The sequence below is a fragment of the Streptomyces sp. SS1-1 genome (assembly GCF_008973465.1).
Lineage (GTDB): Bacteria > Actinomycetota > Actinomycetes > Streptomycetales > Streptomycetaceae > Streptomyces.
Genome location: NZ_WBXN01000004.1, coordinates 2,640,805 through 2,662,994 on the forward strand (window position 1 = coordinate 2,640,805; position 22,190 = coordinate 2,662,994).

The following is a 22,190-nucleotide window of genomic DNA, read 5'->3' on the forward strand; positions in this document are numbered from 1 at the left end:
ATTATCCCGGCGCGGGGTCCGCGCGAGGGTCGCAGGGGCGGGCTACCGGCAGTCGTCGGCGGCCCGGATCAGCCGGGCGGCCTCGCCCAGCGCCGCCCGCAGCACCGCGGGGTCGGTCGCGAGGTCGGCCTCGCCGGGCGGCAGCAGCCAGTCGGAGCCGTCCACGGGCGGCTCCGGGTCCGCGTCCAGGCTGATGCCGCGGCCGTCGGTCCTGGTGCAGGTGCTGCCGGGCACGTCCCAGGCGGCGGCCGTGCCGGGCGGGACGACGAAGCCGAGGGTGTCGCAGCCGTCGTCGTGCAGGACGGGCCCGACGCCGTCCCCGGCGCCGCGCCGCAGGATGTCGACCGCCTCGAGGCCCTGGCGTGCCGGGACCGTGACCACGTCGCACCCCGTGCCCGGCGGCTCGCTGCACCCCCCGGTCGGCGTGTGCCCCGCCGCCGACGCGGCTCGGGGAACGCTGCTCTGGCTGGTCTCCATCCCGACCTCCACCACAGAACCCTTTCAGCAGATCCGGAGAGTTCAACGCGGCACGGCGTCAACGGCTACGGCGGAAGTCCGCCGCAAAGGATGGCAGTTCATGGCAGATCCCGGATGAGATATCCGTTTTGTAGCTAAACACTGTGTGGCGGCTTCGCTACAGCAGGTACGTTCATGCCCGCCGGGGACAAGGACGTCCCGCGGATCAGAGGTCACGGCTCACGATCACCGGATCACGGTCCGTCCCGTCCGCACCCCGGCATGGTTCGACGGTTCGCACGAGAGGACCCGGCCATGGCGTCGTCAGACCCGACCTCGTCCCAGCCCCCCAGGCCATCGCGGCCGAACACCGCCTTCCGTCAGCTGCGCGGGCAGCTCTCGCCGGCCGAGTTCGCCGCGGCGGTCCGCCGGGCCGCCCGCGAGATCGGTGAGCGGGTCAGCTGTGACGCGCGGTACATCGGGCGGGTGGAGGCCGGCGAGATCCGCTGTCCCAACTACGCGTACGAGCGGGTGTTCCTGCACATGTTCCCCGGCCGCACGCTCACCGACCTCGGCTTCGCGCCCCGCTCGTCCGTCCGCGGACGCCGGGCGCGCGCGGTGGAGGAGGCGCCCGGCGCACACCTCACGCGCCCGGTGTACGCCACAGGTGGGACGAGAGGGGCCGACGAGCCGTACGACCGTGAGAACCCGCAGGATCCGTACGCCGCGCACGTGCCGTTCGGCACCGCGCAGAACCACGAGAACCACGAGGAGAGCGACGTGCTGCGTCGCGCATTCATGACCGGTGGGGGCGCCACGGTGGCCGCCGCCTCGCTGGCCCCCCTGGGCCTGGCCCACGACGCCGCCGCCACGGACCGCCCCTACCGACGCGTCGGGGTACGCGAGGCCGGCGCGCTCGAGGACGCCGTACGCCGTATCCGGCTGCTGGACGACCGGCACGGCGCGGACGGCCTGTACCGGCGCGCGGCCGCACCGCTGCGCGCCGCGTACGAACTGCTCGACGCCGGCACGGCCCGGCAGGCGACCAGCGACCGGCTGCACTCCGGCGCGGGCGAACTGGCCATCTCGGTGGGCTGGCTGGCCCATGACTCGGGCCGCTTCGACGACGCGCGCTCCCACTACGCGGAGGCCCTGGCGACCGCCCGGATGGCCGGGGACCCGGCTCTGGAGGCGCACGCCTTCTGCAACACGTCCTTCCTCGCCCGCGACGCGGGCCGGCCCCGGGAGGCGGTCCGGGCCGCGCAGGCCGCCCAGCGCGTGGCGCGCGCGCTCGGCTCCAACCGGCTGATGAGCCTGCTGTCGCTGCGCGAGGCGGGCGGCTGGGCGGGGCTCGCCGACCGCACCGGCTGCGAGCAGGCCCTGGTGCGCGCGCAGGCCCTCTACGACCGGGGCCGCTCGGACGCCGACCCCGAGTGGATGACGTTCTACGGGGAGGCCGAGCTGGAGATCCTGGAGGCGCAGTGCTGGTCGACGCTGGGCAACTGGCGGCGCGCGGCCCGGCACGCGGGGCGCGCGGCGCGTCTGCAGGACCCGCACTTCACCCGGAACATCGCGCTGTACACGGCGGAGCTGGCGGACGACCTGGCCCGCGGCGGCAGCCCGGACGAGGCGGCGGCGGCCGGGATGCGGGTGCTGGATCTGCTGGACCAGGTGCAGTCGTCGCGGGTGCAGACCATGCTGGCCGGCACGGCCCGGGTGCTGCTGCCGCACCGCCGTGCGAGCGGGGTGTCGGCGTTCCTGGACCGGCACGCGTCGCTTCCGCGCACCGCGTGAGGAGCCCCGCGGGCGTCAGGGGTTCAGGTGCCCCAGGTCGTTCCAGCTCTCGATGGCGGGCTCGCCGTAGGCCCAGCCCAGGACCGACAGCGAGGTCGGGTTCAGCCGGAGCCGGGACGCGAAGTCCAGCGGCAGCCCCAGCCAGCGCGCGCCGATGGACCGGAGGATGTGCCCGTGCGCGAAGACCAGCACGTCCCGGTCCGCCTCGCGCGCCCAGGCGACGACCTCGTCGGCCCGGGCCGTGACCTCGGCCAGGCTCTCTCCGCCGGGGACACCGTCCCGCCAGATCAGCCAGCCGGGCCGCACCGCCTGGATCTCCGCCGGCGTCATGCCCTCGTAGGCGCCGTAGTCCCACTCCATGAGCGTGTCCCAGGTCCGGGCGCGCTCGCCGAAGCCGGCGAGGTCGCACGTCTCCCGCGCGCGGGAGAGCGGGCTGGTGCGCACCTCGACGTCCGCCAGCCCGTCGAAGGGCGCGCGGTGCAGGCGCTCGCCCAGCAGTTTCGCGCCCCGGCGGCCCTCCTCCAGGAGGGTGATGTCGGTCCTGCCGGTGTGCTTTCCGGCCAGCGACCAGGACGTCTGTCCATGCCGGGCCAGCAGCATGCGCGATGCCATGGGCGGGGGACCTTCCGGGGAGGTACGAGCGGTGGAACCCGTCCATCATCGCGTACGGCCCGCCCGGGCAACCCGGGGGGCGATCTCTGCGTCTAGTGGGCCAGGGCGGCCGACGGGCGGGCCCCGGGACACCGTAAAGTGTCACGACCTGTCCACCGGACGCCGTGACGAGAAGGGGGAGGCGATCGGATGCCGCACGCCGACATAGCTGGCGTGGAGGCGACGCCTCGAACCCGCCTGCGCTGGTGGACCGAGCTGCCGCTGATCCTGCTGGTGTACGCCTGCTACTCGGCGGGCCGCCTGCTCGCGCGGGGTGACGTCAGTACCGCCGTCGACCACGGCGTGGCGATCCTGGACATCGAGAAGGCGCTGTTCCTCAACGCGGAGCACCCCCTCAACCGGCTCTTCACGCGCGAGCCGTGGATCGGCGTCCCCGCCGACTTCTGGTACGCGTCGCTGCACTACCTGGTCACGCCCGTGATCCTGGTGTGGCTGTTCCGGTCCCATGCCGTGCGCTACCGCGCGGCCCGCACCTGGCTGATGACGTCGACCTTCATCGGCCTGATCGGCTTCACGCTGCTCCCGACCTGCCCGCCCCGGCTGCTCGCCGAGGGGTACGGGTTCGTCGACACGATGGCCCAGTACAGCTCGTACGGCTGGTGGGGCGGCGAGGCGAGCGCCCCACGCGGGATGGGCGGCATGACCAACCAGTACGCGGCCATGCCGAGCCTGCACGTCGGCTGGTCCCTGTGGTGCGGGGTCATGCTGTGGCGCCACGGCGGCACCCGCCTGGCGAAGACGGCCGCCGTCGCCTACCCGCTGATCACCACGATCGTGGTCATGGGCACCGCCAACCACTACTTCCTCGACGCGGTCGCCGGCGCGGCCGTGATGGGCGTGGGCCTGCTGCTGACGCCGTACGTGCTGCGGGCCGCCGAGCGCGTCCGCTCCTGGTACGCCACGCGGCGCGCGGTCACCTCCGCCGCCTCCGCCACGGCGGTCGCGGGCGACGCCCCCGTCCCGGTTGTCAGTGCCGGATGCCAGACTTCCGCGGGTGAGCGAATTCCACGGCAGCGCGAGTCCCGGTCCGGACCCGGAGCCGAGCCGAGTGCCGCCCCCCAGGACACGGGGGACGGGGCTCCGGCACCGGCTCGCTGAGCTGCGCGGTCCCGACGTCCCGGCCAAGGCGCTGGACGCCCGGGCCCTGGCGGCCCTCGCCGCCAACCCGGGCTGCAGACGACGCGCCCTCCTGGACGGCGCCGGGGTGAACAAGGCGGCGCTGGCCGGTGCCCTGGGCGCGCCCTCGGCCTTCGGCCAGTCGCAGTTCGCCTTCACGCGCGGGAACGCCTTCGAGGCCAAGGTGAAGGCGGACGGCGGCGCGGAGCTGCTGCGGCTGGTGCACGAGAAGCTGGACCGCCGCGCCGAGCCGCCCGCCCGCGCGCGAGTGCCCGAGCTCGCCGCGGACGGCCCGACGGGGCGGACGGCCCGTACGGAGCTTGCGCTGCGCGAGGCCGCCGAGGCGCCCGGCGAGTGGACCCTGCTCGACCACCCGATGCTCGCGCTGGACGTGGCCGGGTCACCGGCCTTCCTGGAGCCGGACGCGGTCGTCGTGCACCCGGACGGCAGCTGGACCGTCGTGGAGATCAAGTCGTTCCCGATGCTGGACGGCTCGGCGGACCCCGCGAAGGTCGGCGCGGCGGCCCGGCAGGCGGCCGTCTACGTGCTGGCCCTGGAGGAGGCCGCCGGCCGTCTCGGCGCGGGCGGCACCGAAGTCCCGAGGGTGCGCCACCGCGTCCTCCTGGTCTGCCCGAAGGACTTCTCCAACCTGCCGACGGCCGCCGCCGTGGACGTCCGCAAGCAGCGCGCGGTGACCGCCCGCCAGCTGGCCCGCCTCACCCGTATCGAGGACATCGCGGCCGAACTGCCCGCGGGCACCTGCTTCTCCCCCGAGCTGCCCGCCCCCGAGCTGACGGCGGCCGTCGAGTCCGTGCCGGCGAGCTACGCGCCGGAGTGCCTGTCCGCGTGCGAGCTGGCGTTCCACTGCCGGGCTCGCTCCCGCGCGTCCGGCGCGGTGACCTCGCTGGGCCGGTCGGTGCGGGCCGAGCTCGGCGGCCTCAGCACGGTGGAGGACGTCCTGTCGGCGGCCCGCGGCACGTCCGGCGACCCGGACGACCCGGCGGTCGCGGCCCTGCGCCGGGCCGCTCGGCTGCGGGCGGAGGCCCTCGCGGCGAAGGAGGCGGCCCCGTGTCACTGATCGCCACCCTCGCCCGGCTGGAGGCGGTTGAGTCCGGCCGCGCGCAGCCCGCCGCCACCGTGCGGCACCGGCATCTGTCCGACCGTCCGCTGGTCTTCGTACCGCTCACCACGGCGGGCGAGGCCGGCGCCCCGCTCGGCGCGCTGGTCGGCACGGACCGGGACGCCCCCCGGCTGCTGGCCGTGCCGCAGCCACGCGACCGGGATCTGCGGTTCGCGTTCCTGGCCGAGCTGGCGGACATCGTCCTGCCGTACATCGACGCGCACGCCGAGGCCGTGGAGGCGGCCGAGCGCACCGAGACCGACCCGGAGACCGGCAAGCGGGTCAAGGTCGAGGTGGACCTGTGCGCGGACGCCCCGCAGCTGATCGTGCCGAGCCGGGCGGGTGTCGAGTTCGTGCGGCTGCTGGGCCGGTCGATGCGGTTCCGCCGGACGGCGGAGCAGGACCCGGAGACCCCGTACCCGGCGCCCCCGCGCGTGCCGCTGCTCGGCCGGTGGCTGACCCACTTCGGCGAGCGGGCGCGGGTGCCGGGCTCCTCGCTGCTGCTGGCCATGACGGACGTCCTGACCCGGCACTGGGCGACCGGCCAGTCCACGCTGGAGGACCAGCACCTCGGCGCGCTCCTCGCCTGGATCGCCCCGCCCGAGGGCGAGTCCGGCGCCGAGGCGGCCCTGCGCGCGGAGCTCGCCCGGGACCGGGACGGCCAGCTGCTGTGCCCGCCGGCCGGCCCCGCGACCGACCCGGCGTTCGACAACAAGCTGCTGGCCCCGGCCATCGAGCGCTACGACCGCGCCCGCACCGCCCTCGCCGCCGCCGAGGACGGGCTGGAGGCCGACGACCGGCTCGGTGACCTCACCGCCGCCGAGCGGGAGATCCGCGCCCTCGTCGAGAGCCGGACCCGGCCGACCTGGGACGCGGTGTGGCGGGGCCTGGACCGGCTGCGGGAGCTGCCCGAGGGCGGCCGGGTGGAGGAGCGGTGGACCCGTGACCGCTGGTCGTTCACCGGCCACCGGGACCGGGTGCTCGCCGGGGAGCCGCCGCAGCCGCGCCGCGACGACGCGGTGACCGCGGCGTCCAAGCTCGCCGCGCGCGAGCGCGAACAGGCCCGGCTGGAGGCGCAGGAGGCGCTGGACGACCCGCTGGTGATGGCGGGGCGGCGGCTGGCCGGTGAGGCGTTCGCGGGCGAGGTCGTCGACGTGGTGATGGCGTACAGCGAGGGCAAGCGGCCCAGCCCGCGCCCGCTGGTGACCGTCCGCACGGAGGACCGGCCGCATCTGGGCGAGCGGGCCAAGGTGTTCCGTTCGCTGGGCGGCAAGCCGCAGTCGGCGGAGTTCGCCGGGTACGAGGGGGCCGTCGACGCGGACGGGGAGGTCCTGGTGGTGCTGCGGGTCCTGGACAAGATGGGGCGCGGCAAGGAGCCGGAGGAGGGCTCGGTGCCCGAGAAGGGCGACCTGGTGTGCTTCACGCTGTTCGAGCACGAGCAGCGGGGCGGGCCGAAGCTGCCCGAGCCGGAGCAGACACCGTGGACGCACGGCGGGCCGCCCGGGGAGCGGGTGCCCGAGGCCGCCGACGCGCTGACCGAGGAGGACGTCCTGTGACCGTCACGTTCGATCCGTCCGCCGCGGCGGCCGAGGCCACCGGGGCGATCCTCCACGACACGCTGCACGGCACCGCGCGCGGTGTGGTGGTCGACTCGCCGCCCGGCGCGGGCAAGTCCACGCTCGTGGTGCGCGCCGCGCTGGAACTCGCCGAGGCGGGGCGGCCGCTGATGATCGTGGCGCAGACGAACGCGCAGGTGGACGACCTGGTGCTGTCGCTCGCCGCGAAGAACCCCGAGCTGCCCGTGGGCCGGCTGCACAGCAGTGACGCCGACCCGTACGACAAGGCCCTGGACGCGCATCCGCAGGTGCGCACGTCGGCGAAGGCGGGTGATCTCGCGGGGCTGCCGGTGGTCGTCTCCACGGCGGCCAAGTGGGGGCATGTGAAGACCGACGAGCCCTGGCCGCACGCGATCGTCGACGAGGCGTACCAGATGCGTTCGGACGCGCTGCTCGCCGTGGCGGGGCTGTTCGAGCGGGCGCTGTTCGTCGGCGACCCGGGGCAGCTGGACCCGTTCTCGATCGTGGGCGGCGAGCAGTGGGCGGGCCTGTCGTACGACCCGGCGGCGTCCGCCGTCACGACGCTGCTGGCCCACAACCCCGAGCTGCCCCAGCACCGGCTGCCGGTGTCCTGGCGGCTGCCCGCGTCCGCGGCGCCCCTGGTCTCGGACGCCTTCTACCCGTACACCCCGTTCCGCAGCGGTACCGGTCACGGCGACCGGCGGCTCTCCTTCGCCGTGGCGTCGGACGGCTCCGGGCCGGACCGGGTGATCGACGAGGCGGCCGTGTCGGGCTGGGGGCTGCTGGAGCTGCCCGCCCGGCACACGCCGCGCACGGACCCGGAGGCGGTGGGGGCGGTCGCGTCGGTGGTACGGCGGCTGCTGGACCGGGGTGGCGCGGCCACGTCGGAGCGCTCCCCCGACCCGGTGCCGCTGACGGCCGCCCGGATCGCGGTCGGCACCGCGCACCGGGACCAGGCGGCGGCGGTCCGCGCGGCCCTGGCCGAGCTGGGGGTGTCGGACGTCACCGTCGACACCGCGAACCGGCTCCAGGGCCGCGAGTACGACGTGACGGTCGTCCTGCACCCCCTGTCCGGCCGCCCCGACGCCACGGCGTTCCACCTGGAGACGGGCCGCCTGTGCGTCCTGACCTCCCGGCACCGGCACGCGTGCGTCGTGGTGTGCCGTGCGGGCGTCGGCGACCTCCTGGACGACTATCCGTCCACGGAACCGGTCCAACTGGGCACGCTGGTGAAGTTCCCTGACGGCTGGGAGGCCAACCACGCGGTCCTGGCCCGCCTCGCGGAACACCGGGTGACCTGGCGGGTGTGACCCTCGGCCTTCGGACGTGTGCGAGACGCGTCACCCTCTGGAACATCCCGCGTCCCCAGTGCCTTGAAGACCCTGGAGTCGGTGGACCCGCGCGCCCGGTGCCCCCTTGCGTGGGCGCGGGACAATGGACGATGGACCGGTTCGCCGCGGTGCGCGCCCGCGAGGGTGGGTATCGGTACCGGGGATCGGTGACGTACGAGGAGGACACGACATGGCGGAGCCCACGCCGCGCAGGAACGAACCGCGGCTACGCCCCGCGCCCCTGCTCTTCGAGCCCACCCAGGCGGCGGCCGACCCGGAGCACTTCTTCGACCTGGAGTCGATCGACGACCCGCGGGCCCTGCTGGCCCGGGCGACCGAGCTGACGCAGGCGTTCCGGGCGGCGACGGACCGCGCGATGGAGTTCCAGGCCATGGCGGCGGCCCAGCTCGCGGACCCGCGGCGGTTCGACCGGCTGACGCCCGCCGACATCGCCGAGCGGGCCGAGTGGACCGAGGACTACGCGAAGAAGATGGTCGAGTTCGGCAGGGACCTGCTGCGCGGTGTGGAAGGCGCGGGAACCGTCGATCCCGTGTGACCCTAGGCCCCGGCCCGGCCCACCCAGCCCAGCCCGGCGGGCATATGCCAGGGGGGTGCGCAAGATACCCGCTCACGCCCTCCCCTGTCCCGGCTTTCGGCAACCCAGGGATACGGGCCGCTCACCGTCGGTAGATGTAGACGACATGAGCAGCACACCGGACGCACTCTTCCAGGACGGCCGCTGCGACGTCACCGGGGTCACCCGTGACGGCGCCGCCTGGCTCGCCTCCGCAGGAACGTATCCGCGCAGCACGCTCGCCCTGTGGCGGGAGCGCCCGCAGGCCCCCGTGGTCCTGCCGTGCGGCTCGGTCTTCGACGTCGTCAGCGCGCCCGCCGTCTTCGGGCGCCGCATGCTCGACCGGCTGTGGAACGAGGGCCCGGGCTCCGGACCCGTCGCCGCCCATCGCGGGCGCCTGCTGATGTTCGCCGCTCCGGGCACCGCCCAGCGGCTGCCGTCCCTGCTGCGCTGGGAGGACTTCGGCCGTACGGAGGGCATCCCGCCGCTGCTGTGCCACGGTGCCGGGGACGCGGTGACCGTCCCCTCCGCGACCGGTGCGCGCACGGCCGGCGAGCCCCCGCGGGAGTCCCGCTGGCTGGTGGCTCCGGACACCCGTAATCCCTGGTTACCGGGCCCGGAGGTACTCCTCTGGGCGGCCGTGCGGGCGGCTCGGGCGACCGTGCGGATATCGATTTTTCCCCACGCCGATCAGGGTGCTAAGGTCTACGACGTCAGCAGGCGCCGCTAGCTCAGTTGGTTAGAGCAGCTGACTCTTAATCAGCGGGTCCGGGGTTCGAGTCCCTGGCGGCGCACAGACAGTGAGAAGCCCCTCGCGCGAGCGGGGGGCTTCTCGCATGCCGGGGACACTCCGCCCGGGCGCACCGTGCCACGCGGCGCGTTCGCGGTCCGGTCGCGCGACCCCGGGCCGGGCGCGGGCGCTACCGCACCGTCGTGATCCTCACCGTCCACGCCCCCGAGACGGACCGCCCCTCCACCTCCACGCGCACCCCGTCCTCCGGCACCGTGAAGCTCTCGCCGAGCCCGACCGGCGCGTCCGCGAGCGGCGGATACACGGACTCCTCCCAGCACGCCTCGCTGCCCGGATGCGCGTCCACCACCTCGATGGGGCCGCCGCCGGACTCGGTGTGGCTGCGGACCCGGTAGACGAGCACCCCCTCCCGGCACCCCTGGACGTCGTTGCCCGCCGGGCTGCGGACCTCGAAGGCCAGCACGCTGTCGGCCCCGGTGCGCACGACGGCGAGCTTGATGCCGTTGCCCAGCCCGAACCCCGGCACCGTGCCGGGCGTACCGGAGAACCCGGGTGCCCCGGCGGCGCCCACCGGCACCGGGACGCCCGCGCCGGCCGCCAGCGGCTCCAGGGTGAGCCGGGTCGAGGAGCCCATGCCCCGTACGCACACCACCTGCCGGGGGTCCAGCCAGCCCAGCTTCCACTTGTGCCAGGCGAACAGGTCCGGGGACATCCCGAACTGGCTGCCCATCAGGTCCCAGTCCCCGACATAGGTGTCCCAGTCGCCCTTGCCGTCCACCGGGCGGTGGTAGAGGTCCGGCAGGTCGAAGACGTGGCCGGTCTCATGGGCGAGGACCAGACGGTCCGGCGGATGGTTCTCGAAGACGGTGACGACCCGCCGGATGTCCGTGCCGTCGGCCCGCAGCGGCCTCTCCAGGTTGACGACCTTCGTGGCGTCGGAGTCGACGCCGGGCGCGTCCGGATCGGCGACGAAGTACACGATGTCGTAGCGGGAGAAGTCCACCTCCGGGTCGGCCGCGGCGAGCGCGTCCCGCAGGTAGGCGGCACGGTCGGCGGCCCGCCAGTCACGCTGTATGGCGTACGCCGTGGACGGCTTCGGCATGCGCAGCCAGTGCCCCATCGGATGGGCGCGCAGGCTGAACCGGCCGTAGGAGGCGCGGTCGAAGAAGTGGCTGGTCGCCGGGAAGTGGTCGGCGGCCAGTTCGGCCGGGGTGGTCCGCGGCGGGGAGTCCGGGAAGGACAGGAACACCATCACCGCGTCCAGTTTGCGGGTGGGGCGCGGATAGGCGGCGTTCCAGGTGTCCAGGCCCTCGGAGTGGTGGGCGGACGTGCGGGCGAGGGCACAGGGTGCCGCGTCGAAGGGTTCGGCGGACGAGGGGCCGGCGATCAGCGAGGTGGCCGCGAGCGCCGACATGGTGGTGAACACCGCGGCCGTACTGCGCAGTCGGCGCCGGTCCCGCGGCAGGCCCGTCCCACGGAGCAGGGGGAACTGACGCGGCACGACGACCTCCGGGAACGGTTCGCGGGACACCGCACCCAGCCTGTGTCGGATTGTCGTACTACGTCCTGTTCAGCTGCACCGGACGGGTGAGAGTGCTCAGGAACCGCCAGGGCGACACCCCGGTTCGCTCACGGAACGTCACAACTGGTCGGAGGCCCCAAGAAGCCGTCCACGTGCGGGCAGAAACGATCTGGCGGGAGCGCGGCCCGTACGGGAACACCGGTCAGTAGGTGGAAGGCCTCAGAGCCAGCCTCTATGATCGGCACACTTTCCTGACACTTTCCTGCACGGACACGGCCCGGCGACCGGATCGCCACCCGGCCACCCATTCCGATGAGACCCATCCGAAGATCGAGTGCACTGCGGGAGCGAGCGGTGAGCGGAACGTCCGAAGGGCCGGCGCCCGCGGCAGACCTCATCGGGCCGGCCGTCACAGAGAGTGGTGAACGGCCGTCCCCGGGTACCGGCGGGCCGCCCTACGCCGCCGTCTTCCGCGCCGCGCCGCTGGCGATGGCGATGGTCGACCGGGAGGGCGTGGTGACCGGGGCCAACCCCAGCTTCGCCGACCTGCTCGGCACCGGGGACGACGAGCTGGCCGGGTCGGTCGCCGCAGACCTGGTGGACCTCGCCTCCGACGCGCGCACCTGGCACGCGTACCGGGAGGTGCTGCGCGGCCGGCAGGCCGAACTGCGCTGCACGCGCCGCCTCAAGCACCCCGACGGGCGCTCGCTGTGGGCCCGGGTCACCGTCGCGCCGCTGCCCGGCGAGGAGTCGGACGCCGTCCTGCTGTCCGTCGCCGACATCGGCGCCCACCGCGAACTCCAGGCCCGGCTGCGGCACTTGCAGATGCACGACCCGGTGACCCGGCTGCCCAACCGCACCCTCTTCTTCGAACGGCTGTCGGCCGCGCTGGAGGTGGAGTCGTACGACGAGAGCGGCAGCACCGGACGGATCGGCCTGTGCTACCTGGACCTCGACGGCTTCAAGGCGATCAACGACACCCTCGGGCACCGCATCGGCGACAAGCTGCTGGCCGCCGTCGCCGAACGGCTCACGCGCTGCGCCGAGGAGGCCGGGCGCAGCCGGTCGATCCCGCCACTGGTGGCGCGGCTCGGCGGCGACGAGTTCGCGCTGCTCGTGGAGGACTCCACCGGCACCGACCAACTGGCCGACCTCGCCGAGTCGTTGCTGGAGGCGGTCCGGGAGCCGTTCGACCTGCCCGGCCGGCGGCTGTCGGTGTCGGCGTCGATCGGCGTGGTCGAGCGGCACGCGGCGGGCACGACCCCGACCGCCCTGATGCAGGCCGCCGACACCACGCTGTACTGGGCGAAGGCCGACGGCAAGGACCGCTGGACGCTCTTCGACCCCGAGCGCAGCGCACACCTCATCACCCGTCAGGCGCTCGCCGCCACGCTCCGTCCGGCCATCGAGCGCGGGGAGTTCGCGCTGGAGTACCAGCCGCTGGTGAGCATGGAGGACGGACGGCTGCGCGGGGTGGAGGCACTGGTCCGCTGGAACCATCCGCAGTTCGGCGTGCTGCCGCCGAATCGGTTCATCGGACTGGCGGAGGAGGACGGCTCGATCGTGCCGCTCGGCCGCTGGATCCTCGCCACGGCCTGCCGGCAGGCCGTCGACTGGCAGGCCGCGCACCCCGGCGAACCGCCGATCTTCGTGAGCGTGAACGTGGCCGTGCGCCAGGTCTGGGACTCCGACCTGGTGACGGACGTGGCCCGCATCCTGGAGGAGACGCGGCTCGAACCCCGGCTGCTCCAGCTGGAGCTGACCGAGTCGGCCGTGATGGGCTCGGCCGGGCGGCCGTTGCGGGACCTCCAGGCGCTCAGCGACATGGGGGTGCGCATCGCCATCGACGACTTCGGCACGGGCTACTCGAACCTGGCGTATCTGAGCCGGCTGCCGGTGTCCGTGCTGAAGCTGGACGGCGCCTTCGTCCGGGGCTTCCAGTACGAGGGCGACGAGACGGCGGCGGTGACGCCGAACCCGGCCGACGAGGTGGTGGTCGAGGCGATGATCCAGCTCGCCCACCGGCTGGGCCTGACGGTCACCGCGGAGTGCGTGGAGACGCTGGCGCAGGCCTCACGGCTGCGGCGGATCGGCTGTGACACCGGCCAGGGCTGGCTGTACTCCCGGCCGGTGTCCCCGGACCGCATCTCCGAGCTGCTCGGCGTGAAGGTCTGACGGGACGGGTCAGGCCGTCGGCAACCCGTAGGCGTCCGCGATGAGTTCGTAGGAGCGCAGCCGGACGTCCATGCCGGGCGCGTTGCTGGTGAGCATCAACTCGTCGGCGCCGGTGCGCTTCTGGAGGTCGTCGAGTCCGGCGCGGACCTCGTCGGGTGTGCCGTGGACGACGTTGGCGTTCCAGGAGTCGGCGAAGTCCCGTTCCATCTCGGTGAACTCGTAGCTCTCCGCCTCCTCGACCGAGGGGACCAGGCCGGGGCGGCCGGTGCGCAGCCGGATCATGCTGAGCGCGGCGGCCTTGAGCTGGCGCCGGGCCTCCTTCTCGTCGTCCGTGGCGAGCGTGCCGACGCCGATGAGGGCGTAGGGCCGGTCGAGGACGGCGGAGGGACGGAAGGTCTCCCGGTACAGGTCGAGCGCGGGGACGGTGTTGCGTGCCGAGAAGTGGTGGGCGAAGGCGAACGGCAGGCCGAGGACGCCGGCGAGCCGGGCGCTGAACCCGGAGGAGCCGAGCAGCCAGACGGGCGGCCGGTGGGTGGACTGGACACCGCCGGGCGAGGTGCCCTGCACGGGGCCGGGGACGGCGTGGATCCTGCGGTACGGGTGCCCGTCGGGGAAGTCGTCGTCGAGGAAGCGGATCAGTTCCCCGAGCTGCTCGGGGAAGTCGTCGGCGCCCTCGTTGAGGTGGTCGGTGCGGCGCAGGGCCGCCGCGGTGGCGCCGTCGGTGCCGGGAGCGCGCCCGAGGCCGAGGTCGACGCGCCCCGGCGCCAGCGCCTCCAGGGTGCCGAACTGCTCGGCGATGACCAGCGGCGCGTGGTTGGGGAGCATCACGCCGCCGGAGCCGAGGCGGATGCGCTCGGTGTGGGCGGCGAGGTGCGCGAGGATCACGGCCGGGGAGGAGGAGGCCACGCCCGGCATGGAGTGGTGCTCGGCTACCCAGTAGCGGTGGAAGCCGCGGGCCTCGGCCAGCCTGGACAGCTCGACGCTGGTGCGCAGCGCCTCGGTGGCGGTGTGGCCGGCGCTGACCGTGACGAGGTCCAGCACGGACAGGGGTGTCGGTGCCGTGCCGTGCGCCGTGCCCCGGATCCCGTCGGCCCCGGTGTCGTCTGCGGCCACGTCTGCCTCCTGCGTTGTCTCCGTGCGGTGTGCGTAGGGCGGTAACAGGAGGGGGTCTCCGCTTTATTCCCGGCCCGCGCGCACGGCCCGCCGGAGACGATCACACCTGCACGATCGGCTCCCGGGTGAACAGCGTGCCGAGGGCCGGGGCGTGCACCCGGCGGTCGGTGAGCCGCAGGCCCTCCCAGACGGTGACCTGGTTGGCGGTGAGGACCGGCTTGCCGAGCGCCTCCTCCAGGGCGGGGACGTGGGAGGCGGTGTGCAGGGCGGTGTCCGGCAGCAGGACCGCCTCGGCACCGGCGTGGTCGGCCTCACGCGCCAGCGCGAACAGCTCCTTCTCCTCCCAGGTCGCGACCTCGGCCGCGGTGACGACCCCGGCGCCGCGCACGGCGACGACCTCCGCGCCGGCGGCCCGCAGGAAGGCGGCGAAGAGATCCGCCACGTCGTCCGGGTAGGTCGCGCCGACCGCCACCCGGCGCACCCCCAGCTCCCGCATCGCGTGGACGAAGGCGAACGACGTCGACGACGCCGGCATGCCCGCCGCCTGGGCCAGGGAGCGCACCTGGTCGTGGGCGCCCTCCCAGCCGTACACGAAGCTGCCGCTGGTGCACGCCCACACGACCGCCTCGGCGCCGGTCCGCCGCAGCTCCTCGACGCCCGTCGCGAGCCGCTCGGCGGAGCCCATCCTCAGCAGCGCGTCCACGCGGTGCGCGTCCTCGCCGATGTCGGTGTGCACCACGTCCAGCCGGATGTCGCTGGCGAGCAGCTGCTCGACCCGCGGGTAGTCGTCCTCGGCGGAGTGGCCCGGGTAGAGGAATCCCAGTGCGGTCATGTCGGCCTTTCTGCTGGTCGGTGCTCAGGTCGGGCTGCTACTGCTGTTCCTGTTCGGGCACGTCCGGCACGTCCGGGAGGACCGGGCCGCCGCGCGCCGCCGGATCGATCAGCGCCTGATACGGTCCCACCGCGCGGGTACCCAACCGGCGCAGCGCAGCCCACATCGTCACCTGGTTGGCCGAGATCACCGGTATGCGCAGCTCCGCCTCCAGCTGCGGGAGCACGTCGTAGGTGGGCAGGTTGGTGCAGCTGATGAACAGCGCGTCGGCCGGGGCGCGGACGGCCCGGTGCGCCATCTCGGCCACCTCCCGGTACGGCACCTTCCAGATGTGCCGGGTGAGCCCCATGTACGCGCATCCCGCGACGGCGACCCCGGCCTCCGCCACGTACTCCTCCAGGGAACGGGTCACCGACTCGGTGTACGGCGTCACCAGCGCCACTCGCCGGACCCGCAGTTCGGCCAGCGCCTCCAGCAGCGCCCCGGAGGTGGTCACCGCGGGCACCGCGCCGGCCCGGGTCATCGCCTCGCACAGCGCGCGCTCGCCCGCGACGCCGCCGACGAAGCTGCCCGAGGTACAGGCGTACGCGACCACTTCGGGACTGATGGCGGTCAGGGTGCGCACGCCGTCGCCCAGCGTCTCGTGCTCGCTGACCAGCCGGGCCAGATCGAGGCCGACCTCGACCGGCACGAACGGGGTCCGCGTCAGATGCAGGGAGACCTCGTCCGGGACCCACCGCCACAGCTCCCGGTCCAGCGCGAAGTCGAAGGGGGCGACGACACCGACACCGCGCTGCGGGCGGGGTCCGCCGAGGAAGGAGAGTTCCATGGCGTCCATGGCGGGCACCGTCCTCACTGCGAGATACGGCTGAGCAACGGACCGTGCGTGCGCCCGTGTTGACGAAGGTAGGTTCGGGTGCGAGCGTGGTCAAACCTCGCATGTCAGACGGCCCGTAGGACCCCGCGCGACCGCCCCGCACCCTCCCGCCCCCCGCCTCCGGAAGCGACCCCGCATGACCCCACCCGTCCCACCCGCGTCCCGGCCCACGCTCCTCGTGCTCGACGCGGACCCCCCGCCCCGGCTGGGCCGGCTCACCGGACGCGTCCGGGTCGAGCACGCGGACGCGTCCACGCTCGCCGCCCGGCTCCCGCACGCGGACGTCCTGCTGGTCTGGGACTTCACCTCGCACGCCGTGCGCCGGGCCTGGCCCGGCGAGGGGCCCCGGCCGCGCTGGGTGCACACCGCGAGCGCGGGCGTCGACCATCTGATGTGCCCGGAACTCACCGCGTCCGACACGGTCGTCACCAACGCGCGCGGGGTCTTCGACCAGCCGATCGCCGAGTACGTGGCCGCGCTGGTGCTGGCGATGGCCAAGGACCTGCCGCGCACCCTGGACCTCCAGCGCGGCCGGGAGTGGCGGCACCGCGAGGGGCAGCAGGTGGCGGGGACCCGCGCGTGCGTCGTCGGCTCGGGTCCCATCGGCCGGGCGATCGCCCGCACCCTGAAGGCGCTGGACGTGACGACCGCGCTGGTGGGGCGGGTCGCGCGGACCGGCATCCACGGCCCCGAGGACCTGGACCGGCTGATCGCGCGCGCCGACTGGGTGATCGCGGCGGCACCGCTGACCGAGCGGACCCGCGGGATGTTCGACCTGAGGCGTTTCGGCGTCATGCAGCCCTCGGCCCGGTTCATCAACGTCGGGCGCGGGCAGCTCGTCGTCACCGAGGCGCTGGCCGAGGCGCTGCGGAAGCGCTGGTTCGCGGGGGCGGCGCTCGACGTCTTCGAGCACGAACCCCTCGGCCCGGACAGCCCGTTGTGGGAGGTGCCGGGGCTGCTCGTCTCGCCGCACATGAGCGGGGACACGGTCGGCTGGCGCGATCGGCTCGGCACGCAGTTCGTGGAGCTGTACGAGCGCTGGGAGGCGGGCAGACCGCTGCTGAACGTGGTGGACAAACAGCGCGGGTACGTACCCGGCCGCTGAACCGCGCACGGACACGGGCCTGGAGGGCGCATGACGGAACTCGCCGGACTGACCGCCGTACAACTCCTCGACGGATACCGCACCGGGCGGTTCGACCCGGTCGACGCGACCCGTGCCGCGCTGGAACGGGCCGAGCGGAGCCGGCCACGGGTCAACGCGTTCGTCCGGCTGACGGCCGAGGAGGCCCTGGCGCGGGCCGCCGAGTCGGCGCGGCGGTGGCGGGACGGCACACCGGCCGGGCCGCTCGACGGGGTGCCGGTCACGGTGAAGGACATCCTGCTGACGCGGGGCACGCCGACGCTGCGCGGCTCCCGGACCGTCCCCGAGCGGGGCCGCTGGGACGAGGACGCGCCGTCGGTGGCGCGGCTGCGCGAGCAGGGCGCCGTGTTCCTCGGCAAGACGACGACGCCCGAGTTCGGTTGGAAGGGCGTCACCGACTCGCCGCTGTCCGGCGTCACCCGCAACCCCTACGACCTGTCCCGTACGGCGGGCGGCTCCAGCGGGGGCGCCGCCGCCGCCGTGGCGCTGGGCGCGGGACCGCTCGCCCTGGGCACCGACGGCGGCGGCAGCGTCCGTATCCCGGCCGCGTTCTGCGGTGTGTTCGCGCTGAAGCCGACGTACGGGCGGGTCCCGCTGTACCCGGCGAGCGCCTTCGGCTCGCTCGCGCACGTCGGCCCGATGACCCGGGACGCGGCGGACGCGGCGCTGCTGCTCGACGTGATCGGTGTGCCCGACCCCCGGGACGGGACGGCGCTCCCGCCCGCGCCCGGCCCCTTCGCGGCCGCCCTGGCGGGCGGGGTGCGGGGGCTGCGGATCGCCTACTCGCCGACCCTGGGCGGCCAGGTCGCGGTGCGTCCCGCGGTGGCGACGGCGGTCCGGCGGGCGGTGGAACGGCTGGCGCACCTCGGGGCGTACGTCGAGGAGCGCGACCCCGACCTCACCGATCCCGTGGAGGCGTTCCACACCCTGTGGTTCTCCGGGGCGGCCCGGGTCGTCCAGCGCCTCGGACCGGCCGAACGCGCCCTCCTGGACCCCGGGCTGCGGGAGATCTGCGCCCTCGGCGCCCGGCACAGCGCGCTGGAGTACCTGGCCGCCGTGGACGTCCGCCGGGACCTGGGCCGCCGGATGGGCCGCTTCCACACGTCGTACGACCTGCTGGTCACGCCCACCCTGCCGATCACGGCGTTCGAGGCGGGCGCGGAGGTGCCGAAGGGGTCCGGGCACCGGCGGTGGACCGGGTGGACGCCGTTCACCTACCCGTTCAACATGACGCAGCAGCCCGCCGCGACGGTCCCGGTCGGCACCGACGCCGACGGACTGCCCGTGGGACTGCAACTGGTGGCCGCCCGGCACCGGGACGACCTGGTGCTGCGCGCGGCGCACGCGCTGTACGAGGCGGGCGCGGCCGGGGTGCCCGCGCCGCCGTCCGCGCCCGGCGGGTCAGAGCCTGCGGAAGCGCAGTGACTCACCGGCGGCCCCGGTGCGCCACAGGTCGTTGCAGCCGTCGGCCATCGCCTCCAGACCGTCCACGACCTGGCCCCAGACGATGCCGGGCACCCAGCCGACGTCCCCGTTGAGGAGCAGGTTGTTGCGCTCGTAGAAGAGGGCCAGGTCCACCACGGTCGTGCCGGGACGGACCTCCCGGTCGTAGCCGTAGGCGGAGGTGCCGAGTTCGGCGCCGGCGAAGGAGAAATAGCACAGGTCGCCCGGAATAGGCGTGACGGTCGGATTCTCCAGCGGTGGCTCGGTTTCCGCGAAGGGCGGGAAAAGGGCATAGATCTCGTTGCGGGCGTATTTGGCGTGATAGACGTCGCCGGACAGCGGAAGGGATTTCCAGACGGCTTCGCAGGTGAGCGGCGCCCGGTCGTCGAGGAGTCGGGCCGTGCAGCTGATTCCGCGCTCGACCAGGGAGATCTCGAGATATCGGTCGGCCATGCCCCCCATGGTCCCGCGCCGGTCAAGACCACCCGACCGCCGAACGGGGCCGAAACTGGCCGGAATAACTCGCATCGCTTCGGGTAGCCGCGCCGCCATGGCTCCACCTAATGGGAACGACAGAGACACCTCAGGGACCACACGCCGGTCGCTGCTCGCGGGGGTGGCGGCGCTCGGTGTGCTGGGGGCCGCGGGCTGCTCGCGCGTGGCCACGGCGTCGACGAAGGACGGCGGTGACCTGCTCGAACGGCTGCGTGCGGCGGGCGTGGTCCGGCTCGGCATAGCCGGCGAGATACCCTTCGGATTCATCGACAAGAACGGCGAACTGACCGGCGAGGCACCGCAGTTGGCCAAGGTCATCTTCAAACGGCTGGGCGTCGACCGGGTCCAGCCGGTCCCCACCGAGTTCGGCTCGCTCATACCCGGCCTGAACTCCCAGCAGTTCGACGTCGTCGCGGCCGGGATGTACGTGAACCCCGAGCGCTGCGAGCAGGTCATCTTCTCCGACCCCGACTACCAGATGCTCGACGCCTTCATCGTGCGCAAGGGCAACCCGTTGGGCCTGCGCGACTACAAGGACGTCGTCGAGAAGAAGGCGAAGTTCGCCACCGGCACCGGGTACGCGGAGATCGCGTACGCCGTCGAGGCCGGGTACAAGGAGAGCGACATCCTGATCGTGCCCGACCAGGTCGCCGGCCTGAACGCCGTCGAGGCCGGCCGGGTCGACGTCTTCGCCGGGACCGCGCTGACCACCCGCGAGGTGGTGAAGAAGTCCTCCAAGGCGGAGTCCACGGAACCCTTCAAGCCGCTCGTGGACGGGCAACCGCACGTCGACGGCGGCGCGTTCGCGTTCCGGCCCACCGAGACCCGGCTCCGGGACGCCTTCAACCGCGAACTGGCCGAGCTCAAGAAGAGCGGCGAACTGCTCCGCATCCTCAAGCCCTTCGGCTTCACCGAGGACGAGATGACGGATCTGACCGCGAAGGAGCTGTGCGGCGGATGACCTCGGGACTCTGGGAACTCGTACTGAAGGGCGTCTGGGTCACGATCCAGCTGCTCGTCCTCAGCGCGCTGCTGGCGACCGCCGTGTCGTTCGTGGTCGGCGTCGCGCGCACCCACCGGCTGAAGGCCGTCCGCTTCCTGGCGGGCTTCTACACCGAGGTGTTCCGCGGGACCTCGGCGCTGGTGATGATCTTCTGGGTGTTCTTCGTGCTGCCGCCGGCCTTCGGCTGGCAGCTCGTGCCGCTGTGGGCGGGCACGCTCGCCCTCGGCCTGACCTACGGCGCGTACGGCTCGGAGATCGTGCGCGGCGCCCTCGCCGCGGTCGACCCGGCCCAGCGTGAGGGCGGGATCGCGCTCAGCTTCACGCCCTGGCAGCGGATGCGGCTCATCCTGCTGCCGCAGGCCGTGCCGGAGATGATCCCGCCGTTCTCCAACCTGCTCGTGGAGCTGCTGAAGGGCACCGCGCTCGTGTCGATCATGGGCATGGGCGACCTGGCGTTCAGCGGCAACCTGGTGCGTCTGGCGCTCCAGGAGAGCGCGGAGATCTACACGTACATCCTGCTCATCTACTTCGTGATCGCCTTCGCTCTGACCCGGATGATGCGCGGCCTGGAGAAGCGGCTGAAGGCCGGGGTCGGCAAGGCGCCGAAGAAGGAGACCGCCGCCGTGCGCGTGCCCGAGGGAAGTGGTGTCTCGTGAAGTGGGACTGGAGCGCCGTCTCCGACTTCATGCCGTACTTCTGGGACGGGCTGCTGGTCACCCTGCAGATCCTGGTCCTGGGCTCGCTGATCTCGTTCGCGCTGGGACTGGTGTGGGCGCTGCTGATGCGGGTGCCGACGCGCTGGGTGACCTGGCCGGTGGGCGTGGTCACCGAGTTCGTCCGCAACACCCCGCTGCTGGTGCAGCTGTTCTTCCTCTTCTACGTGCTGCCCGAGTGGGGGATCACCGCCTCGGCGCTGACCACCGGCGTCTTCGCCATCGGGCTGCACTACTCGACGTACACCATGCAGGTCTACCGGGCCGGTATCGACGCCGTGCCGGTGGGCCAGTGGGAGGCGGCGACGGCGCTGAACCTGCCGCTGCGCCGGACGTGGACCGTGGTGATCCTTCCGCAGGCCGTCCGCCGGGTGGTGCCCGCGCTCGGCAACTACGTCATCTCGATGCTGAAGGACACGCCTCTGCTGATGGCGATCACCGTGCTGGAGATGCTGGGCGAGGCACGGCTGTTCGCCCAGCAGAACTTCCAGTTCACCGAGCCCCTGACGGTGATCGGCGTTGCCTTCATCGTCATCTCCTACCTGGCCTCCCTTGCCCTGCGAGCCCTGGAGCGACGCCTTGTCCACTGACACCCACGCCCCGTTCGAAGAGAAGCCCGAGACCCCGCGCGCGACCGGTGAGCTGATCCGGCTGGAGCGGGTCACCAAGCGGTTCGGGGACCACACGGTCCTGGACAACCTGGACTTCTCGGTCGACGCCGGCAAGCACGTCACCCTCATCGGCCCGTCCGGATCGGGCAAGACCACGATCCTGCGGCTGCTGATGACCCTGCTGAAGCCGGACGAGGGCCGGATCACCGTCGACGGGGACCAGCTGTACCCGGCCGGCGACAAGCAGGTCCGGGAGATCCGCAAGAAGATCGGCATGGTCTTCCAGCAGTTCAACCTGTTCCCCAACATGAGCGTGCTGCGGAACATCACCGAGGCCCCGGTCACCGTCCTCGGCATGTCGAAGGACGAGGCGGAGGTGCGCGCCCGGGAGCTGCTGGAGATGGTGGGCCTGAGCGACAAGTGCGACGCCCGCCCGACGCAGCTGTCCGGCGGGCAGCAGCAGCGGGTGGCGATCGCACGGGCGCTGGCGATGCGCCCGCAGGTGCTGCTGCTGGACGAGGTCACCTCGGCCCTGGACCCGGAGCTGGTCGCGGGCGTCCTCGACGTGCTGCGGGACATCGCGCGCAGCACGGACATCACCATGCTCTGTGTGACGCACGAGATGAACTTCGCCCGGGACATCTCCGACCAGGTCCTGATGTTCGACTCCGGGCGGGTGATCGAGTCCGGCAGCCCCGAGAAGATCTTCAACGACCCCGAGAACGAGCGCACCCGGGAGTTCCTCGGCGCTGTCCTGTGACGTCGTTCCGGTCCCATGACGGTGGCATGTGCCAGAGTGCCGATGCCGCAGTTGAGGGGGCCGGAATCTCGTCAACGACCGCTCGCCACGGCCCCCTTGGCCACTATCGTG

The 22,190-nt window shown here is 73.4% G+C and carries 21 protein-coding genes and 1 tRNA gene; 15 read left to right on the forward strand and 7 right to left on the reverse strand.

The features are described from left to right. Positions 1 to 42 precede the first annotated feature (42 nt). Positions 43 to 477 (reverse strand): hypothetical protein, encoded by a 435-nt coding sequence (locus F8R89_RS13195; protein WP_225994381.1) that lies wholly within the window; start codon positions 475 to 477, stop codon positions 43 to 45. 294 nt (positions 478 to 771) lie between these two features. Between F8R89_RS13195 and F8R89_RS13200 the strand changes: the two genes are divergently transcribed. Then, positions 772 to 2,250 (forward strand): hypothetical protein, encoded by a 1,479-nt coding sequence (locus tag F8R89_RS13200; RefSeq protein WP_151784164.1) that lies wholly within the window; start codon positions 772 to 774, stop codon positions 2,248 to 2,250. A gap of 15 nt (positions 2,251 to 2,265) precedes the next feature. Here the strand turns inward: F8R89_RS13200 and F8R89_RS13205 are convergent, their stop codons facing one another. Next, the gene (locus F8R89_RS13205) at positions 2,266 to 2,862 is read right to left on the reverse strand and encodes a histidine phosphatase family protein (protein WP_151784165.1); all 597 of its coding nucleotides are present in this window, start codon (positions 2,860 to 2,862) and stop codon (positions 2,266 to 2,268) included. 189 nt (positions 2,863 to 3,051) lie between these two features. Between F8R89_RS13205 and F8R89_RS13210 the strand changes: the two genes are divergently transcribed. The 7 genes from F8R89_RS13210 (at position 3,052) to F8R89_RS13240 (ending at position 9,434) form a co-directional block, all read left to right on the forward strand. After that, on the forward strand, positions 3,052 to 4,020 hold the full coding sequence (locus F8R89_RS13210; protein WP_151784166.1) for a phosphatase PAP2 family protein: 969 nt from the start codon (positions 3,052 to 3,054) through the stop codon (positions 4,018 to 4,020). Beyond that, on the forward strand, positions 3,971 to 5,116 hold the full coding sequence (locus tag F8R89_RS13215; protein ID WP_151788106.1) for a hypothetical protein: 1,146 nt from the start codon (positions 3,971 to 3,973) through the stop codon (positions 5,114 to 5,116). Before F8R89_RS13210 ends, F8R89_RS13215 begins: the two co-directional genes overlap by 50 nt. Then, positions 5,107 to 6,714, forward strand: a complete 1,608-nt coding sequence (locus F8R89_RS13220) for a hypothetical protein (protein ID WP_151784167.1) — start codon at positions 5,107 to 5,109, stop codon at positions 6,712 to 6,714. The genes F8R89_RS13215 and F8R89_RS13220 overlap by 10 nt, the downstream gene beginning before the upstream one ends. Next, entirely contained in the window at positions 6,711 to 8,045 is a 1,335-nt protein-coding gene (locus F8R89_RS13225; protein ID WP_151784168.1) for an AAA domain-containing protein, read from the forward strand. Before F8R89_RS13220 ends, F8R89_RS13225 begins: the two co-directional genes overlap by 4 nt. A 211-nt stretch (positions 8,046 to 8,256) precedes the next feature. Beyond that, a complete protein-coding gene (locus F8R89_RS13230; protein WP_151784169.1) occupies positions 8,257 to 8,622 on the forward strand; it encodes a hypothetical protein in 366 nt (121 codons plus the stop codon). Positions 8,623 to 8,767: 145 nt separating this feature from the next. Then, positions 8,768 to 9,370 carry a bifunctional DNA primase/polymerase gene (locus tag F8R89_RS13235; RefSeq protein ID WP_413251252.1) on the forward strand — a complete coding sequence of 201 codons (603 nt, stop codon included), beginning with the start codon at positions 8,768 to 8,770 and terminating at the stop codon, positions 9,368 to 9,370. After that, positions 9,361 to 9,434 (forward strand) — tRNA-Lys (locus F8R89_RS13240). Before F8R89_RS13235 ends, F8R89_RS13240 begins: the two co-directional genes overlap by 10 nt. Before the next feature lie 126 nt (positions 9,435 to 9,560). Here the strand turns inward: F8R89_RS13240 and F8R89_RS13245 are convergent. Next, positions 9,561 to 10,922 carry a M6 family metalloprotease domain-containing protein gene (locus tag F8R89_RS13245; RefSeq protein ID WP_192806112.1) on the reverse strand — a complete coding sequence of 454 codons (1,362 nt, stop codon included), beginning with the start codon at positions 10,920 to 10,922 and terminating at the stop codon, positions 9,561 to 9,563. Positions 10,923 to 11,267: 345 nt separating this feature from the next. Between F8R89_RS13245 and F8R89_RS13250 the strand changes: the two genes are divergently transcribed. Next, a complete protein-coding gene (locus F8R89_RS13250; protein ID WP_225994382.1) occupies positions 11,268 to 13,088 on the forward strand; it encodes a putative bifunctional diguanylate cyclase/phosphodiesterase in 1,821 nt (606 codons plus the stop codon). Positions 13,089 to 13,097: 9 nt separating this feature from the next. Here the strand turns inward: F8R89_RS13250 and F8R89_RS13255 are convergent, their stop codons facing one another. The 3 genes from F8R89_RS13255 to F8R89_RS13265 all read right to left on the reverse strand — a co-directional run bounded on the left by F8R89_RS13255 (position 13,098) and on the right by F8R89_RS13265 (position 15,862). Continuing rightward, complete coding sequence (locus tag F8R89_RS13255) at positions 13,098 to 14,201, reverse strand: LLM class flavin-dependent oxidoreductase (RefSeq protein WP_151784173.1); 1,104 nt, start codon at positions 14,199 to 14,201, stop codon at positions 13,098 to 13,100. Positions 14,202 to 14,301: 100 nt separating this feature from the next. Beyond that, the gene (locus F8R89_RS13260; RefSeq protein WP_151784174.1) at positions 14,302 to 15,033 is read right to left on the reverse strand and encodes an aspartate/glutamate racemase family protein; all 732 of its coding nucleotides are present in this window, start codon (positions 15,031 to 15,033) and stop codon (positions 14,302 to 14,304) included. Between the two features lie 37 nt (positions 15,034 to 15,070). Continuing rightward, the gene (locus tag F8R89_RS13265; RefSeq protein ID WP_151788107.1) at positions 15,071 to 15,862 is read right to left on the reverse strand and encodes an aspartate/glutamate racemase family protein; all 792 of its coding nucleotides are present in this window, start codon (positions 15,860 to 15,862) and stop codon (positions 15,071 to 15,073) included. 184 nt (positions 15,863 to 16,046) lie between these two features. On the opposite strand from F8R89_RS13265, the gene F8R89_RS13270 reads away from it, so the two are divergent. Further along, positions 16,047 to 17,015, forward strand: a complete 969-nt coding sequence (locus F8R89_RS13270; RefSeq protein WP_151784175.1) for a D-2-hydroxyacid dehydrogenase — start codon at positions 16,047 to 16,049, stop codon at positions 17,013 to 17,015. A 30-nt stretch (positions 17,016 to 17,045) separates the two neighbouring features. After that, positions 17,046 to 18,479 (forward strand): amidase, encoded by a 1,434-nt coding sequence (locus tag F8R89_RS13275; RefSeq protein ID WP_151784176.1) that lies wholly within the window; start codon positions 17,046 to 17,048, stop codon positions 18,477 to 18,479. Here the strand turns inward: F8R89_RS13275 and F8R89_RS13280 are convergent. Continuing rightward, a complete protein-coding gene (locus F8R89_RS13280; protein ID WP_062665285.1) occupies positions 18,456 to 18,950 on the reverse strand; it encodes a DUF3830 family protein in 495 nt (164 codons plus the stop codon). The two genes, F8R89_RS13275 and F8R89_RS13280, sit on opposite strands and share 24 nt — an antisense overlap. A 97-nt stretch (positions 18,951 to 19,047) precedes the next feature. On the opposite strand from F8R89_RS13280, the gene ehuB reads away from it, so the two are divergent. The 4 genes from ehuB to ehuA are packed head-to-tail and all read left to right on the forward strand — an operon-like array spanning position 19,048 to position 22,079. After that, the gene (gene ehuB / locus F8R89_RS13285) at positions 19,048 to 19,953 is read left to right on the forward strand and encodes an ectoine/hydroxyectoine ABC transporter substrate-binding protein EhuB (RefSeq protein WP_151784178.1); all 906 of its coding nucleotides are present in this window, start codon (positions 19,048 to 19,050) and stop codon (positions 19,951 to 19,953) included. After that, on the forward strand, positions 19,950 to 20,651 hold the full coding sequence (gene ehuC, locus F8R89_RS13290; RefSeq protein WP_151784179.1) for an ectoine/hydroxyectoine ABC transporter permease subunit EhuC: 702 nt from the start codon (positions 19,950 to 19,952) through the stop codon (positions 20,649 to 20,651). The genes ehuB and ehuC overlap by 4 nt, the downstream gene beginning before the upstream one ends. After that, positions 20,648 to 21,298, forward strand: a complete 651-nt coding sequence (ehuD, locus tag F8R89_RS13295) for an ectoine/hydroxyectoine ABC transporter permease subunit EhuD (RefSeq protein ID WP_151784180.1) — start codon at positions 20,648 to 20,650, stop codon at positions 21,296 to 21,298. Before ehuC ends, ehuD begins: the two co-directional genes overlap by 4 nt. Then, complete coding sequence (gene ehuA / locus F8R89_RS13300) at positions 21,288 to 22,079, forward strand: ectoine/hydroxyectoine ABC transporter ATP-binding protein EhuA (RefSeq protein WP_151784181.1); 792 nt, start codon at positions 21,288 to 21,290, stop codon at positions 22,077 to 22,079. Before ehuD ends, ehuA begins: the two co-directional genes overlap by 11 nt. Positions 22,080 to 22,190: the final 111 nt, after the last annotated feature.